General features: G+C 39.6%; 17 protein-coding genes. 4 read left to right on the top strand and 13 right to left on the bottom strand.

The genetic code is table 11. The annotated features are described in order from the left end of the window. Positions 1 to 47: 47 nt before the first annotated feature. Both JSQ81_RS13150 and JSQ81_RS13145 read right to left on the bottom strand, forming a co-directional pair. Positions 48 to 1,232 carry an MFS transporter gene (locus tag JSQ81_RS13150; protein ID WP_212604479.1) on the bottom strand — a complete coding sequence of 395 codons (1,185 nt, stop codon included), beginning with the start codon at positions 1,230 to 1,232 and terminating at the stop codon, positions 48 to 50. Positions 1,233 to 1,335: 103 nt separating this feature from the next. Continuing rightward, on the bottom strand, positions 1,336 to 1,557 hold the full coding sequence (locus JSQ81_RS13145; protein WP_212604478.1) for a hypothetical protein: 222 nt from the start codon (positions 1,555 to 1,557) through the stop codon (positions 1,336 to 1,338). Between the two features lie 1,092 nt (positions 1,558 to 2,649). Here JSQ81_RS13145 and serA point away from each other — a divergent pair. Together serA and serC are read left to right on the top strand one after the other, a co-directional pair. Further along, positions 2,650 to 4,242 carry a phosphoglycerate dehydrogenase gene (gene serA / locus JSQ81_RS13140; RefSeq protein ID WP_212604477.1) on the top strand — a complete coding sequence of 531 codons (1,593 nt, stop codon included), beginning with the start codon at positions 2,650 to 2,652 and terminating at the stop codon, positions 4,240 to 4,242. 14 nt (positions 4,243 to 4,256) lie between these two features. Continuing rightward, a complete protein-coding gene (serC, locus tag JSQ81_RS13135) occupies positions 4,257 to 5,354 on the top strand; it encodes a 3-phosphoserine/phosphohydroxythreonine transaminase (protein WP_212604476.1) in 1,098 nt (365 codons plus the stop codon). Between the two features lie 71 nt (positions 5,355 to 5,425). Here serC and JSQ81_RS13130 read toward each other — a convergent pair whose 3' ends face one another. The 7 genes from JSQ81_RS13130 to ahpC all read right to left on the bottom strand — a co-directional run bounded on the left by JSQ81_RS13130 (position 5,426) and on the right by ahpC (position 11,300). Continuing rightward, a complete protein-coding gene (locus JSQ81_RS13130; RefSeq protein ID WP_212604475.1) occupies positions 5,426 to 6,160 on the bottom strand; it encodes a pirin family protein in 735 nt (244 codons plus the stop codon). Between the two features lie 61 nt (positions 6,161 to 6,221). Beyond that, on the bottom strand, positions 6,222 to 7,148 hold the full coding sequence (locus tag JSQ81_RS13125) for a DsbA family oxidoreductase (protein WP_212604474.1): 927 nt from the start codon (positions 7,146 to 7,148) through the stop codon (positions 6,222 to 6,224). 17 nt (positions 7,149 to 7,165) lie between these two features. Further along, entirely contained in the window at positions 7,166 to 7,498 is a 333-nt protein-coding gene (locus JSQ81_RS13120; RefSeq protein WP_212607663.1) for a winged helix-turn-helix transcriptional regulator, read from the bottom strand. Positions 7,499 to 7,698: 200 nt separating this feature from the next. Further along, positions 7,699 to 8,364 (bottom strand): TIGR04104 family putative zinc finger protein, encoded by a 666-nt coding sequence (locus tag JSQ81_RS13115; RefSeq protein ID WP_212604473.1) that lies wholly within the window; start codon positions 8,362 to 8,364, stop codon positions 7,699 to 7,701. Continuing rightward, positions 8,351 to 8,869, bottom strand: a complete 519-nt coding sequence (locus JSQ81_RS13110; RefSeq protein ID WP_212604472.1) for a sigma-70 family RNA polymerase sigma factor — start codon at positions 8,867 to 8,869, stop codon at positions 8,351 to 8,353. Before JSQ81_RS13110 ends, JSQ81_RS13115 begins: the two co-directional genes overlap by 14 nt. Before the next feature lie 190 nt (positions 8,870 to 9,059). Next, positions 9,060 to 10,589, bottom strand: a complete 1,530-nt coding sequence (gene ahpF, locus JSQ81_RS13105; protein WP_212607662.1) for an alkyl hydroperoxide reductase subunit F — start codon at positions 10,587 to 10,589, stop codon at positions 9,060 to 9,062. Positions 10,590 to 10,730: 141 nt separating this feature from the next. Then, complete coding sequence (gene ahpC, locus JSQ81_RS13100; RefSeq protein WP_212604471.1) at positions 10,731 to 11,300, bottom strand: alkyl hydroperoxide reductase subunit C; 570 nt, start codon at positions 11,298 to 11,300, stop codon at positions 10,731 to 10,733. A 429-nt stretch (positions 11,301 to 11,729) separates the two neighbouring features. Here ahpC and JSQ81_RS13095 point away from each other — a divergent pair, with 429 nt between their 5' ends. Further along, complete coding sequence (locus JSQ81_RS13095; RefSeq protein ID WP_212604470.1) at positions 11,730 to 12,362, top strand: FMN-dependent NADH-azoreductase; 633 nt, start codon at positions 11,730 to 11,732, stop codon at positions 12,360 to 12,362. Positions 12,363 to 12,554: 192 nt separating this feature from the next. On the opposite strand, the gene JSQ81_RS13090 is transcribed toward JSQ81_RS13095, so the two are convergent. The 4 genes from JSQ81_RS13090 to JSQ81_RS13075 form a co-directional block, all read right to left on the bottom strand. Continuing rightward, on the bottom strand, positions 12,555 to 13,121 hold the full coding sequence (locus JSQ81_RS13090) for an NADPH-dependent FMN reductase (protein WP_212604469.1): 567 nt from the start codon (positions 13,119 to 13,121) through the stop codon (positions 12,555 to 12,557). Positions 13,122 to 13,134: 13 nt separating this feature from the next. Continuing rightward, a complete protein-coding gene (locus JSQ81_RS13085; protein ID WP_212604468.1) occupies positions 13,135 to 14,193 on the bottom strand; it encodes an LLM class flavin-dependent oxidoreductase in 1,059 nt (352 codons plus the stop codon). Positions 14,194 to 14,276: 83 nt separating this feature from the next. Further along, positions 14,277 to 15,218 carry a ring-cleaving dioxygenase gene (locus tag JSQ81_RS13080; RefSeq protein ID WP_212604467.1) on the bottom strand — a complete coding sequence of 314 codons (942 nt, stop codon included), beginning with the start codon at positions 15,216 to 15,218 and terminating at the stop codon, positions 14,277 to 14,279. A gap of 53 nt (positions 15,219 to 15,271) precedes the next feature. Continuing rightward, positions 15,272 to 15,715, bottom strand: a complete 444-nt coding sequence (locus tag JSQ81_RS13075) for a MarR family winged helix-turn-helix transcriptional regulator (RefSeq protein WP_212604466.1) — start codon at positions 15,713 to 15,715, stop codon at positions 15,272 to 15,274. A gap of 521 nt (positions 15,716 to 16,236) precedes the next feature. Here JSQ81_RS13075 and JSQ81_RS13070 point away from each other — a divergent pair. Next, positions 16,237 to 16,668 carry a GNAT family N-acetyltransferase gene (locus JSQ81_RS13070; protein WP_212604465.1) on the top strand — a complete coding sequence of 144 codons (432 nt, stop codon included), beginning with the start codon at positions 16,237 to 16,239 and terminating at the stop codon, positions 16,666 to 16,668. Positions 16,669 to 16,759 lie beyond the last annotated feature (91 nt).

Genomic DNA, 16,759 nt, shown 5'->3' with positions numbered 1-16,759 from the left:
AGTCAATAAAACACCTCCACTTACCAGAACGAAATAGACCTAATCCATCACTTCCTAAAGCTTCGCCCAACAATCAATCCAACATAAGCGACAGGCAAAACTGCAGTGAATAAAACAATTCCTACCCAACCAACCGATTCCCAAAGTGGACTCAGCATCGTACTGCCAGCTGCAACACCTATATAATAGGAAACAAGATACAAACTTGACGCGCTCCCTTTATGATGTTGCACGCCCCTGCTGACAGAAGCCGCTGTCACCGAATGTGCCGTGAAAAATCCGAGACAGGTGACGCAAAGCCCAATTACAATCATGGTAACAGAGCTACTCAACGTTAATAAAACACCAAATGACAAAACGATTACACCCGTAATCCTGACTTTTCGAAGCCCTAATTTATCCGCAAGCCATCCCGCCAGCGGTGAACCAATGACCCCAAGACCGTAAGCGAAGAATGTATAGGAAATCATTTCAAGTGAAAGTGAAAACGGCGGCGCCATTAAATGGAACGGCAAAAACGTCCAAACACCCGTGAAAGACAGTTGCAAAACAATTCCAAGTCCAAACACGACCAATAAAGAGGGATTTTTCAAATGAAATAAAAACCCTTCGATATCCTTTTTAAAATTCGTATTCGTCGACTTAAAATTCCGAGACCGGGGCAGCGTGAAAAGAATGATGTTAAATATAATTGTTCCCGTCGCAGCCAATATGTAAAACGCCACTTCCCATGAATAATGTTCCGTTATGTAACCAGTCATCACCCGGCCGAGCATACCGCCAAGTGCATTACTCGAGATATAAAGAGCAGTGGCAAAACTAACAAATTGCTTATGAATTTCTTCACTTATGTATGCCAAGGCTGCCGCCGGAACACCAGCAAATGCAAATCCTTGGATAAACCTCAAAATGATAATCAATAGAAAAGAATCGGTTAGCGGCATCAATAAAAAAGGAATGACCGAACCGATTAAAGATAATTTAATGTAAATGGCACGCCCGTTTCGATCCGAGAAAAAACCAAGGACAATGAGGCCAATAATCAGTCCTACCGTCGACATTGACAAGGACAAACTTGCATATGAAATTGGAATCCTAAACTCTTTTGTAAAGACAGGGAGCAATGGCTGCACAGCATACATCGCAGCAAAAATAAAGAGTGAACCAGCAGCAAGACTTATTATAATTTTCCAGAACTGTGAATCCCTTATCGAGTAACCTTCATGAGCCAAAATAACACGTCCAGTCGCTATACTACCGAGATATTTCCGATAGAATCATTGTAACGCTTTACCACGTGTTTGTACCGATTTGTGTTCACTGTCTAGCCTTGTCCTAAACTTCAAATTCTAGTTCGCCTTTCGCTTCTTTTTGTGTCATTTTTACGATAACTTTCCCTTGATACGATTTTTCTACATACTCGCTCAGAACAACAGTTTCTTCTTTTCCTTCTGGATTAAGGTAATGCCTTTCAGTGAAAAAGAGAATCCCATTGAAAAGCCGACAAGACAGCTTTTCAATGGGATTTGTATTGGTTGGTGAATTTTCCAGGATCATTAAGAAACATTAGGCGATTAGTGCGATACCTATTATTATTTGCATCAATACTTTCCTCATGTTTGCCTGCACCATAACCTCTACGATATTTGAACTCCATAACCAAATAAATTTTGGTAACTTTTTATCAAGTAGTAAGTTTTCTCATGTAGTATTTATAACCTACAACTGCAAAATTCCATACGACGAATATGACACAAAGGATCACATGAAAAATCCAACTTCCGAATGCAGAATATAATTCTACATACTTCGAATATCCAACAGGTAAAAGAATAAACCCAGTTATTAGACATATCAAGAGCAAATATGAGATGCCAAATATATTGGAAGGGTCTTTTTTACGGGAATAAAAATTTATTGATACGAGCAATAATAAAATTATTGAAAAAGACGGGAATGGTTCATGAAACCCCCTTGATGAACGCCCTAATAATACAATTCCCGTTTTCTCCAAATAACTTTCTACCGTAAAATAGCATAGTGCTGTTATAACAATGAAACACCTATTAAAAATACGAGCAATTTTTTTGAGTTTTTTTCCTTCAATCCAATCTTCCTCGCTTAATTAATAGTGTTAATAAAGGCCATAATAGGAGTATTCCACAAAAGAATAGTAATCCCTTTAAATTACAAAACCTCCCACATCAGCATCAGACGCGGAAGGTTTTTCATCAATTCTTATTTTTCTTTGTTTACATTTTGCATTTGTTGCCTATTTTTATCCAAATCTATCAGGTATGTAATTATGGGTTTTTGTATCTGTCGAAAAACAATAATGTACATGCTTGGTCCAATTTCATAATTGCTAATAACAACTTGCAAAACGAACGTTAATACATAATAATGTTTAATCATTCGTCAATATAGTTATTTCAGTTCTTTGGATTGGCGTTAGATTTAGTTTTGTTCGGATTTAACGATTAATTTCTCTATTTTCAAATTGACTCGCTTAAGTGTTAAGTGTTAATATGTTAAGAATATACGGTTGGGGAATACTAGCCAAACGTAAAGTAACTTTATGCCGCTGATAAGGTCAACAGTGTCATAACCTGCAATTATTACCCTTTACATAAATGAGGAGGAATGCTTGTGTTTAAAGTTTTAGTGTCGGATCCGATTAGTGATTTTGGACTTCAACAGCTGATGAATGCTGATGATGTAGAAGTAATCAAGCAGACAGGATTAAACGAAGATGAACTTGTTTCGATCATCGGCGACTTCGATGCACTGCTTGTCCGTTCCCAAACAAAAGTAACCGAACGCATCATGGAAGCCGGCATCAATTTGAAAGTGATCGGTCGTGCTGGAGTCGGTGTTGACAATATCGATTTAAATGCTGCAACAAACCAAGGAATTGTTGTGATTAACGCACCTGACGGCAACACCATTACAACATGCGAGCATACTTTTGCGATGATGATGGCATTGGCTCGGCATATCCCTCAAGCTTACGCGAAAACAATTGACGGCGAATGGGACCGTAAATCATTTCTTGGCGTTGAATTACGCAACAAGACACTCGGTGTATTCGGGCTAGGTCGCATCGGAATCGAAGTCGCTAAACGGGCAATGGCGTTTGGCATGACGATTCTAGGTTATGACCCATTCATGTCAGAAGAACGCGCGAAACAATTGGGCATCAAGCTGGCAAGTCGTGATGAAATTGTGCGAACAGCGGATTTTATGACTGTTCATACGCCGCTTACAAGCGAAACGCGTCACATGATTAGCAAGCCACAGTTTGAAGTGATGAAAAAAGGCATGCGCATCATTAACTGCGCGCGCGGCGGCATCATAGACGAAATGGCGCTTATCGAAGCGATTGATGAAGGCATTGTGGCAGGAGCCGCATTCGATGTATTCGAAAATGAGCCTCCAGCGTCAGATCATCCTTTCTTTGCACATCCAAAGATTATTGTCACACCGCACTTGGGTGCATCCACTATGGAGGCGCAAGAGAATGTAGCGATCGACGTTTCCGAACAAGTCATCCATATTTTACGCAACGAACCATTTAAAAACGCAGTGAATATGCCATCGGTTCCACCCGAGTTATTAAATAAATTACAACCCTACTTTAAATTATGTGAACATCTCGGAAAATCACTGGCACAAATGACAGACGGTGCGGTGCGTGTAATCACAATTGAGTGCGAGGGTGAGTTAGCGAATTTAGATACTTCTCCTTTAAGTCCATATGTACTCAAAGGAATACTTTCTCATCACCTGGGCGCAGAGCAAGTCAATATCGTAAATGCGATTCATTTGGCTCAGCAACGCGACATCCAACTTGTTTTTCAAAAGTCGCTTTTCAACCAAAATGCTTCTAGCAAAATTACAATCCGCTTAAAAACAACGGAAGAAGAACGTTGGGTGACTGGAGCTGTAGTTTCAGGCATTGGAGAGCGTCTCGTTAAAGTCGGACCTTATCCTGTAGATATCGCGCCAAAGGGTCTAATATTATTAATTTCACATACGGACAAACCTGGTTTGATTGGTCGCGTTGGAACCACGCTTGGCATTAACGATGTCAATATTGCCAGTATGCAAGTAGGTCGCCAAGAAATCGGCGGTTCTGCAGTGATGATTTTAGAAGTCGATAATAAAGCTACCAAAACAGTCATCGAGGAATTAGAAGCCATTCCAGAAATCACAAGAGTTCGAGAAGTCAATTTCGATTGAAAGGTGAGGTTAATTTGAAACAAAGTATTCGTCCAGTTTATAACTTTAACGCTGGTCCATCAGCATTGCCGCTGCCAGTTCTAGAAAAAGCCCAACAAGAGCTTGTCGATTTTCGCGGCACAGGTATGTCAATCATGGAGCTTAGTCACCGCAGTAAAGCATACGATGATGTACATAACAATGCGATTGCACGCTTAAAAAGATTATTTTCGATTCCTGAAAACTATGAAGTACTTTTTCTTCAAGGTGGCGCTAGCCTTCAATTTTCTATGATTCCAATGAACTTTTTAAACCCTGGAAAAAAAGCGGGCTATCTCATGACGGGTGTGTGGTCAGAAAAGGCATTTGATGAAGCGAAACTATTTGGTGAACCTTATCATGTTGCCAATACAAAAGAGAGCAATCACAGCACAATCCCTGGGATAAACGATCTGCAATATAATGAAGATGACGCTTATGTCCATCTCACTTCAAACAACACGATTTACGGCACTCAGTGGAAAGAGTTCCCTGACACAGGAAACGTTCCACTCATTGCGGATATGTCCAGTGACATTATGTCTAAACCAGTCGACGTAAGTAAGTTCGGCTTGATTTACGCAGGTGCACAAAAGAACCTCGGACCTTCAGGGGTTACAGTCGTTATTATTCGTAAAGATTTGCTTGAAAAATCAAATCAAGAAATTCCAACCATGTTGGACTATAACACGCACGCAAAAACCAATTCGCTCTACCATACACCACCCACTTTCGGCATCTATATGTTAGGGGAAGTGCTCGCATGGATCGATGAATTAGGCGGATTAGAAGCTTTGGCGAAACAAAATGAGGAAAAAGCTAAATTGATTTATGATGCAATCGACGGCAGCGATGGTTTCTACCGTGGTCATGCGGAACCTGAAAGCCGCTCTCTCATGAATATCACATTCAAGCTCGCTGACGATGCGTTGGAAAAGAAATTCTTAGAAGAAGCTAAAGAGGAAGGCTTTGTCGGTTTAAATGGACACCGTTCTGTCGGGGGATGCCGAGCATCTGCTTATAACTCTGTTCCTGTAGAAGCATGTCTTGCGCTAAGCCAGTTTATGACTCGATTCCAGAAAAACAATAGTTGATTCATGTTTTGAATGAATATGAAAACGGATTAGACATTGGAAATAAAACGCCAAGGATAATCCGTTTTTCGTCATTTTTTCAAGCCACTAATTGTTCCATCCATCGACATTGATGCATTCAAATCGACAAAGAATAACACCATTGTCGTGTCTTCATTCGCGACTAACGGAGGAAGTGGATTGACTAGATCTGTTACAGCTTCTTGTTTACCAATTGTGAGATTTTGGATTGTAATTTCTCCGTTCATCACGTATAGAAATGGTGTAAAGCCATCGTATGTTGGAATCTCAAGCGCTTCGCCAGCTATAGGATGCGCATCTAATATGTAAACGTTTTGCCGTACATAAAGTGGCGCTTCGCTTCCAACAGGTCCCACCATGACATACCAATTTTCGTTGTTGGTTGGTTTATCATGGAATTGAATTTTCGGCGGAAGATTTGTTTCACTTGGACGCACGAAAATTTGAAGCATTTCCACTTCATCGTCTGTTACTTTTTCTTCGTGCCAAAAACTTTTTCCAGCATTCATCATCATTAATTTCCCCCGTGCAATCGGCGCTTCAAAACCAGCTGAATCCCTATGATGCGTCACGCCTGAGCTGATATAACTTAGTATTTCATCATTTACATGTTCATGCATTTTTATCGTTAGACCCTTTTTCATAACCGCGTGATCAACGATTGCTAACGGTCCAAATGCGGTACCTGAGGCATTATCCCCCAAAATATCGCCTGGTTGGATACGCGTAATTGTGAATGGACCTCTGAATGGTTGTGCATGATTTCCGGCTTCTAGTTTTTGCAACAAGATACCCCCCTTCTAAACAAAATCGACTATCCATGAGGAAGTCGATTTTTGTCACCAATTATTTTACCTGAATATATTTTTCACCAAGGATGCTGTTTACTTCGTAAGCATCTTGCGATAATTCTTTTTGTAAAAAGGCATCTAACGCATCTTTTTCGATTGAAAAATACTCTTCAATTTCACGAGAGAATAATAACTTTTCCTGCTGAAGTAATTGGTCTAAACTAGATAACTTTTTCGGTTGTACTGTTTCTTCCAGCAGTAATTGTTGGAGTGCATTCGTGTAGTCCTCCAAAGTTCGTGCACCAACGATTCGAACACCTTTTTGTTCTTCATTGACCATGACGATTGTCGGGAATCCTCGAACACCTAACTCACGAACGAGTTGGAAGTCTTCGTGTAATGAAGTGTTTGCTTCTGGCAGCTTTGATTGAAGAATGATTGCTTCTCCGTCAAGTCCAACTTGATTAACAATATTGATCAATACTTCATCTTGTGCAATGTTTTTATTGAAAGCGAAAAGTTCTTCTCGTGCTCGGCGTAAAAATGTATTTGCTAAATCAGAACTTTTTTCTTGAATTACTTTATATACGCGAGAAGGGATAAATGACGACTCAATCGGATTATCGTACCAAACAGTTCCGTCGATTGGCATGCGCGAGTGTTCGCCAACCTCTCTCCAGTGACCAGCAACATCTGCAGGACTGGAAATGCCATTGCTTACGTCTGCAAAGCCATCCCAATTTTCTAGTAAGCCGCCCATGAGCGTATGCATATTAAAATAGTGCCCGTATTGATCGACAAACTTACGAAGAACTGGTTCTAATGCCCAGCAATGCGAACAGATTGGATCGGTCACATAATAAAGATCCACCGATTTTTTCGGCGTTGAGAAATCGATGAACTCCATTGTATTTGTTTCGTCCCCACCTGGACCACAGATGCCTGTTTCTAAATCACAAATCATATTATTCTTCGGTTTCATTTAAATTCCTCTTTTCTTTATTTATGATTGGAAAAATCTAGTTCTATATTTTGTTGCGCCCATACCTGTATTGGTTGTAAGGCTAAAGCTAGTTGTTGTCCTTTTTCGGACAAATGATACGTTATTGTGATTGGCGTTCCTTTTGTTACTTTTTTAACGACCAAGTCATACTCCGCAAGTTCGGTCAATTTCAATGAAAGCGACCGGGGTGTAATATCATTCAAATCGCGCTTCATATCAGAAAAGTGAGCGGTAAACCCAGGACAATTCGACAAGTAATGAATAATGAGCCCGTTCCAACGTCTCCCTAAAATCTCAAAACACGATTCTAAATAAGGGCATACTTTAATAACGATCACCTCCAACGATTAATTCAAGTATATACTAGGTATATAAAGTATATCAAGTATAAAGATTATACCAATCGATAAATAATACAGATTAACGACAAATAAGCTCGTTGACTGGTATCCTGTTCAGTCATAACCTAGTCGGCGCGCGCAATCGTGAGTGTACCTCTGAATGGCTCAGCATGATTTCCAGCTTACAGTCATCCCAAAAACTCATTGATAGGATCTTTTTCCTGTAGCTCCATAAAATATGGATTTAAACTTAACACAAGATACGCTGCACAGGAGAGATAAACGACAACACCCAACAAGGTATTATCAAATAGCTGTATAATGATAATCAAGCAAGGAATGGGTATGTTAAGCAAATTAGCCTTTAATGATGACTTTTTTGTGCGGTACTGCTTATGACCACAATATGGGCATATTATGTTGCTATTTTTCATGCACTGCTTCAAAGCTTCCCGAAAATGCCACTCTTCACCACATTCCACACAGACAGGTAAGCCTTTACCACTTTTTTGCAGAAGTCGTTTTATCACAAGTCTTAATATAATAAAAAAACTTATAAGGAGAATTATTTTAAAAAAATCATGATTCAGCATCGACCAATTTGTAGTTGTTCCAATTTCTATCGGAGCCGCACCTTGTAATCTCCCCACGGATCGCCCTTGCTGCCAGAGCAAATAACCAAGACTAAGTGATAGAATCATAAAAGCCGTGAGGACAAATCGATATTGCCAATGGACGCGTTTCTTTTGGCTATACTTTTCCGCTTTTGCTTTAGTTGCAATTTGCTGCTTTAACTCTTGTGACAGTGAGATAACCTGTAACTCGCGATTCAAGTCCCGTTTAAATTGATTCATGGCGAAATGCCTCCCATTCATAATCAATCAGTCGATTTTCCAGTTGCTTTCGAGCACGTTGCAACCTAGTCCTAACTGTAGCTTCCGGACAGTCCAGTAACTTTGCGATTTCCACTGTCGTCATTTCCTCGAAATAATAAAGTATAAGTACTTCACGATAGTTGACGGATAGTTTAAATAATGCCTCCACTAATTCCTGCTTATCTACCTTTTCAACCATGGCTTGTTCAGGGGTATAATTTGTGCTTTTCCCTGTAATTCTCTCAAAAAGATTGATTCGCTTATACGTCCAGCTTCGTAAAAAGTCATGGCTTCGATTAACAGTCATTTTCACCAAATAGGTTCTAAGCGAGGCATCCCCTCTGTACTGCTCCTGTTTTTGATAAAATGAAATGAAAACTTCTTGTACGATGTCTTCAGCAGTGGACTTATTTTTCACGTATAAATAGGCGACCCGGAGTAAATAATCACCATGTTCCGCAATAATTCCCTCAATTTTCGCCACACCCCCACCACCCTCTCACTCTATTGACGGACCTCAAACCTTTTTCGATTCACTTATATTAACATTCTTTATGTATTTTGCTGAAAACTAAATAAAAAAAGCTTCTTTCTCTACGATACAGACCGTTGAGAAAGAAGCTTATCATTTATTTTACTTTAACAATATTAGTTTGACTATACTAGCTTGTTCATTAGTTACGAACAAGATAATCAAACGCGCTCAAAGCAGCAGTTGCGCCTGTTCCCATTGAAATAATGATTTGTTTATGCGCACTATCGGAGCAATCTCCTGCAGCAAATACGCCAGGGACATTTGTTTCGCCACGCTTATCGACAACGATTTCGCCGAATTTATTGCGTTCAACTGAGTCGCCTAACCAATCTGTATTTGGTACAAGACCAATTTGAATAAAAATACCTTCTAATTCGATATGGTGTTCTTCATTTGTTTCACGGTCAATATACGTAACGCCGTTAACGCTATCAGTACCAGTAATTTCTTTCGTTTGAACATTTTTCAGAACAGTAACGTTCGGAAGGCTGTTAAGACGATCTTGTAGGACAGAATCGGCTTTCAGCTCTGATGCAAACTCAAGCACTGTCACATGCTTTACAATCCCCGCAAGGTCGATCGCTGCTTCGATACCAGAGTTACCGCCGCCAACGACAGCAATATCTTTGCCTTCAAACAACGGACCATCACAGTGCGGACAGTAGGCTACACCTTTATTTCTAAATTCCGCTTCGCCAGGCACGCCAATATCTCTCCAGCGAGCACCTGTTGAAAGAATAACGGATTTACTCTTTAGAACAGCACCGTTTTCCAATTCGATTTCGATGAGATCTTTCTTTTCCAAACGTTTCGCACGTTGCAAGTTCATCACATCGACGTCGTAATCTTTCACGTGTTCTTCAAGGTTTGCTGCAAGTCTAGGACCTTCTGTACGATTCACACTGATAAAGTTCTCAATCGTCGCTGTATCTAAAATCTGTCCGCCGAAACGATCGGCTACAATCCCCGTTCGGATGCCTTTACGCGCTGCATAAATAGCCGCACTTGCACCTGCAGGACCGCCGCCGACAACGAGTACGTCGAACGGATCTTTATTTTCAAATTCAGAAGCATCTGGCGCACTTCCCATTTTGGCTAAGATTTCTTCCAACGTCATGCGACCGCCGCCGAATTCCTCGCCATTTAGAAATACTGTAGGAACTGCCATGATGTTTTTGCTTTCGACTTCTTCTTTAAATGCCGCCCCATCAATCATCGTGTGCGAGATGTTCGGGTTAAGAACGCTCATCACATTGAGTGCCTGAACAACTTCAGGACAGTTTTGACAGCTTAAGCTGATATATGATTCAAAATGGTATTCACCTTCAAGGTTTTTCACTTGGTCGATCAGCTTTTGATCGACTTTCGGAGCGCGACCACTTACTTGTAATAATGCAAGTACTAATGATGTAAATTCATGTCCGAGCGGAATACCAGCAAAAGCGACGCCAGTATCTTCCCCGATACGGTTTATACTAAAACTTGGTGTTCTTTCTAATTCAGTTTTTTCTACTTTAATGCGAGGTGACATGCTGGATAATTCATCCATTAATCCATTCATGACATTCGAAACATTATCAGATCCCGTGCTAACTTTTAGCAGCACATCATTTTCCATCATTTCAAGATATTGGGCTAATTGTGCTTTTATATCTGGTTCTAACAAAATTATCATACTCCTTAACATATTCTTCATTAAATATATTTCGGCGAGACTGCGCCAGATTTTGAATTGGTTGTGCCCAATTCAAAATCTGAGGCATCCGCCGAAGGCTTTAAAAAATAGCGGGGTCATCCCCGCTATTTCAAATTAAATTTTTCCTACTAAATCTAGGCTTGGCTTCAGTGTTTCTGCGCCTTCTTCCCATTTCGCTGGGCAAACTTCGCCTGGATTGTTACGAACATATTGAGCCGCTTTAACTTTACCTACAAGCGTGCTTGCGTCGCGTCCGATGCCGTCTGCATTGATTTCCGCTGCTTGGATAACACCATCAGGGTCAATAATGAAAGTACCGCGCTGTGCAAGACCTGTTTCTTCATCCAACACATCGAAGTTGCGTGAAATTCTTTGTGAAGGGTCACCGATCATAATATAACGAATGCTGCTGATCGCGTCTGAGTGGTCGTGCCATGCTTTATGTGTAAAGTGCGTGTCTGTTGAAACAGAATACACTTCTACGCCTAAGTCTTTTAATGTTGCGTATTGGTTTTGAAGATCTTCAAGTTCAGTTGGGCAAACGAATGTAAAGTCTGCTGGATAGAAGCAAACTATGCTCCACTGACCTTTCATGTTTTCATCAGTAACGTCGATAAACTCTCCGTTACCTGCATTGTAAGCTGAAGCTTTGAACGCTTCTACTGTTTTACCGATTTGTGACATAAATAAATTCCTCCTAAAGATATTTTATTACAGTTAGTTTAGGCTAGATAATCTAAACCTAAACCGTAATAATAATTAAATTACTACCGCCAAACGATAATAATTCTAATTAAGTACTAATTATCATATAAGCTTCGTTGTTTGTCAACCATAACACTCCAACTTACCGCCGTTACAGTCGACAGGGCTCCTAAAACCTTATCTTTATTCTATCTTTCCCCTCTAAAAAATAAAGAAAAATGCTTCTCATTCCATTCTTTAATTCTCGTTTGTACTTACCAGGTTCTCAATTAGCAAATATTCGGATGAATTAGAAAACCATTTTCCCATGAAAATAACTCGAGATTAATTGTTTGATGTTTTATTTCAAAAAATATATAGTATGAATTCAAGATAAATTTATCTTAGAAGACAAAAGGGGATTTAACAATGAACATATTAGTCGTAAAAGCAAATAACCGTCCAGCTACAGAAGCTGTATCAAGTAAAATGTATGAAACTTTCATCAATACTATAGAAGGCGACAACGTAACAACTTTCGATGTCTTTGCAGAAGATATGCCGTATCTTGGTCAAGAACTATTCGATGCTTTCGGTAAATTGGAATCAGGCGAAGAAATGACAGACATCGAACAACGTATTCTAGCCGCAAAACAAAAAGCAATGGATGCATTGACAGCAGCTGACGTTGTTGTATTCGCATTTCCATTATGGAACTTAACAATTCCAGCTAAATTGCAAACATTCATCGATTATGTATACCAAGCCGGCTTCACATTCAAATATGATGAAAATGGACAAGCGGTCCAGTTAATGACCGACAAAAAAGCAGTTATACTAAACGCACGCGGCGGAATTTATTCCTCACCAGAAGCGGCTCCGATGGAAATGGCTGCAAACTATATTAAAAACGTTGTTGGCGGCGTATTTGGTATGGAGATTATGCATGAAGTTATCATTGAAGGTCATGCGGCAGCACCGGATCAGGCTGAGGCAATTATTGAAGAAGGACTGTCAAAAGTGGAAGCTGTGGCAAAAGAATTATCACTGGTATTGGTTTAACGATTTCAAGCCATTTTCAGGCGCGGAAATTTAAAATTTCTTTACACAGTTAAAAGTGTCATCTGGAACAATCCAGATGACACTTTTTTTGTGATTCAGTGACACATTATTATCCACTACATATAAAACTTGTGACCACGCAACTACTTGATTTAACATCACAACATTTTTATGGCGGTGTAGTCTTATCTATTAAAATCCATATGCCGCTTCTTTAACCTCACGGATGCCCGCATATGTTTCCGTTAGGACGACTGTATCTTCGACCAAACGCTCGAGACGGAATAATACATCATCATTTATTATTTCTTTTCGATGAAAATCCTTTTCTTCGATAAACACATAAGTCTGAACAATTTTGGCCTTCATATAAGCCAAGATAGGTTTTAACTGCTGTTCTACCATCAAATAATGCTTTGCTGTTCCGGCTGTGACAAGCGCGCTCACTACTTTATCGCGAAAAGCATTAACTGGCAATAAATCAAAGATGTTTTTTAAAGTAGCCGGGATAGAAGCTTGGAACGTTGGTGTTCCAATGATGATGGCATCTGCCGCCATAATGATTTCTGTCACATATTTTGTGTCACCTTCATATTCCCAGTAATTACGCCCGTCACTAAAGACTAGTTCATATTCTGCAAGATCTAGTAATATAATTTCTGCATCTGGATACTTTTCATTCACTATTTTAAGTGTATAATCCATTGCAGTTCTTGTTTTTGACCCAACATTGGAGCCAGCAAGCAATGCGATTTTCATTTTTAATCTCTCCCTATTTTCCAGCGGTAAATTTCTTCACTGTTGGTAATATTTCAGTGGCAATTAACTCAATATTTTTCATGATTTTATCAAAAGGAACACCGCCAAAGTCAATTTGCGCTAGGAATCTTTGTTGACCGAAAAGTTCATACTGATAGAGCATTTTTTCAATAATTTGCTGCGGACTCCCAATCATTAATGCATCCCGATGGTCAGTTGCTTGGGCAAACTGTTGTTTTGGATAGCCGCCACCTCGTAAAGCAAGCATGCCAGTATGCACATGTGGATAATATTCGCTAAGCGCGTCTTGCGAATTTTCAGCTGTATAAAACAAGCTCGTTGTCGCAATTGGTAAAGATGCTGAATCGAAACCGCTACGCTGTGCTGCCTCACGATACGCATCAACTGCAACTTTAAAGTTAACAGCTGGTCCACCAAGTGTTGTCAGCGTCATCGGTACACCTGCATATCCCGCTTTGATCGCACTGGCGGGTGGTCCGCCTACCGCACGCCATATTGGTAAGTGGCCATTTTGCGGCTGCGGCAAAATCATCGCATTTTCCAAAGGCGCGCGATATTGACCTTCCCACGTCACTTTTTCTTCGTCATTTAACTTCAATAGAAGATCCAGTTTTTCTTCAAATAACTCCTCATAATCACGGACATCATAGCCAAGCAAACTATATGCCCCTACACGGGAGCCGCGACCTGCAATAATTTCAGCTCGACCTCCCGAAATTAAATCAATTGTCGCAAAATCTTCATAGAGTCGAACTGGATCAGATACACTTAACACAGTTGCCGAACTGGCAATTTTAATGTTTTTTGTTGCTTGTGCAATCGCACCTAAAACAACCGTATGCGCTTGTGTCACAAAGTGCGTTTGATGACTTTCCCCGACCCCGAAAACATCCAGTCCCGCTTCATCAGCCAACTTACTCGCTTCAATGAGTTCCTGAATACGTTGCTCGGCGCTTATCATTTCACCGCTATGTGGATTGCGCATATGGTCCCCAAGCGAATATAATCCAAATTCAAGTCCTTTATTTTTATCAATACGATATTTTTCCATCTTCATGATCTCCTTTAGTTAAGACTATACTGCGGGCTCCGAACGCTCGAATTACGTCCAACAAACCAGGCCCTGCACTTTCCTCAGTCAATTGGTTCTAGTTTCGCTTCAATTTCTGCACGTCTATCTTCCAAGAATGCGGGTAAATCCAATGCTTTTCCTAAATCCTCAACCGACGAATCTCTTGTAAACCCAGGTCCGTCTGTCGCAATTTCAAATAATATTGCGTTTGAATCACGGAAATATAAACTTTGGAAGTAATAACGATCGACGACACCCGATGAAGTAAATCCATTTTCTTTTACGATATTATCCCAGTAACGAAGTTCTTCTTCATTTTTCACACGAATTGCTAAGTGGTGAATACTTCCTCGACCCGGCTTTTCACTTGGTCCCTCTTGCTGTTGCACTAATATTTCACCAAATGCTTGCCCTTCAACCGACTGAAAAATAGCTTCCTTTTCCGAACGGGATACTTCTACATAACCAAATAGTTCTTTTAATGTTTTAGCTGTTCTTTCTAAATAACGCACCGTGAGTTCCGTAGTCCCCATCCCTAAAATGCGATGTGCTGAATCTACCGTAGAATCTTCCCATGCTTCCCAAAAGTCTGGTGTTTCCTCCCCATTATTATTTAATAAAAAAAGACGTAATCCTTCTGAGTCTTCAAACGGGATTGCATCTCGACCCGCATACGTTGTAATTTCATTATGTTTCACGCCAAACTGTTCGAAACGGTTTTTCCAGTAGGTTAAACTTTCAAGCGACGGCACGAGTAAGCCAATTTTTGTAATGGCATTCGTTCCCCGAACTGTTCTTCCGGCCATTGGCATTTCAAAAAATGAGAGCTCGGTACCCGCACTTCCTGTTAAATCTCCGTAAAATAAATGATACATAGATGGATCATCCTGATTAACTGTCTTTTTTACACGACGTAAACCTAATAACTTTTCATAAAAATGATTATTGACTTTTGCGTCCTTCGTAAGCATTGAAATATGGTGATGTCCTGGAATTTTATACATTGTAGTTCCTCCTACTCTTTAATTTGACTAGTCAAGTGACTTTGTAAAAAAAATTACTCATGCGGTAATTCTCTTTTTTCACTATACTTATGAACACGTGTTATGAGCTTATATAGTGTCTTCTCTTCTTCTTTCGTTAATACATCTTCGAAAAATGATGTTTGAAACGCTAGTTGCGCAGGCATCGCCTCTTCTAAAACCGCTTCAGCCTTCTCGGTGAGACTAATCATTTTAGTTTTCCAATCTTGCTTACGTACAATACAACCTTCTTTTTCAAGCCGTGCGAGCATGCGGGAAATACCACCTTGGGTTACCGTTACTTTTTCAGCTAATTCGCTCTGTGTTAGCGGTTGGTATAGTTGAATTTGCACTAGTACATCAAATTGTGCGGTTGTTAAATCAAAACGTTTTAAAAATTCATTTGATAGTTGGTTACTTTGGTTTGTAAATCGCATTAAGCGTAACCAAATTAATGAGCCAATCGTGTTATTATGCATTCTGCCCCTCCTCTTCATTATTGATCTTACTATCACTTTACCACGCAAGTGACGAAGAGTCAAGATTAATACCTTGAATCCAAGGTAACTGTGCATATTTCTATTAATTTTCGAAATACCTTTCTTTACGACTACTTTCAATCAATGCCAGCGTTCATATTATGATTATTCGCACTAAGTTTTTTTTACAAAATAAACCCCTTTCTTCATTATATATAAAATCGACTAACCAATAAGGAAGCCGATTTTGTTGTTATCTTTATAACTATTTTACTTGAATGTATTTTTCACCAAGGATTTTATTTGTTTCTGCACAAATTCCTCTACCTCATTTTGTTCTATACTGGTCTAACAATTTCAATCGGTTTATTGATTTCGATAAGAATAATCACTAAAATAAGAGTGTCATCTAGAATTTTCTAGATGACACATTTTTGTTTTGCTCACAAAACTAGAACTTCCTGCATGGTAATCCTTTTTTGGCCTATCCCAGTAAAATAACTATAGAAGGACTGATTACATTGGATACAAAAAGAATAAAACTAGAAAACGACTTAAATCTAGCCTTTACGATCAGAAAAGAAGTATTCGTTGAAGAACAAGGCGTACCATTGGAAGATGAATTTGATGAATTCGACAAACTTAATGTGGATTCTGAACACATTTTGGTTTATTACAATGACCGCCCCGCAGGAACTGGTCGGATAAGATGGGTTGACGGCTTCGGAAAATTGGAGAGAATTTGTATTTTGAAGCCTTACCGGAAATTTGGACTCGGCAAAATAATCATAAATGCTTTAGAAGGTATCGCTAAAGAAAAAGATGTATCCCGTGTGAAGTTACATGCGCAAACACATGCAGAAGGTTTTTACGAAAAACTTGGCTATCAGACATCATCAAGCATGTTTATGGAAGATGGCATTCCACATATTTCAATGATGAAAAACCTTTAGAATAAAAATCAACCGTTTATAGAAAATATAGAATTTTTTAAAAGGCATTGCTGATTTATACTCACTTGGATATGATTGTTAAAAGGGGAGG

Source organism: Sporosarcina sp. Marseille-Q4063, from assembly GCF_018309085.1.
Taxonomy (GTDB): domain Bacteria; phylum Bacillota; class Bacilli; order Bacillales_A; family Planococcaceae; genus Sporosarcina.
Note: the sequence above shows the minus strand (reverse complement) of the source record. Positions and strands in the feature narration are given on the sequence as shown.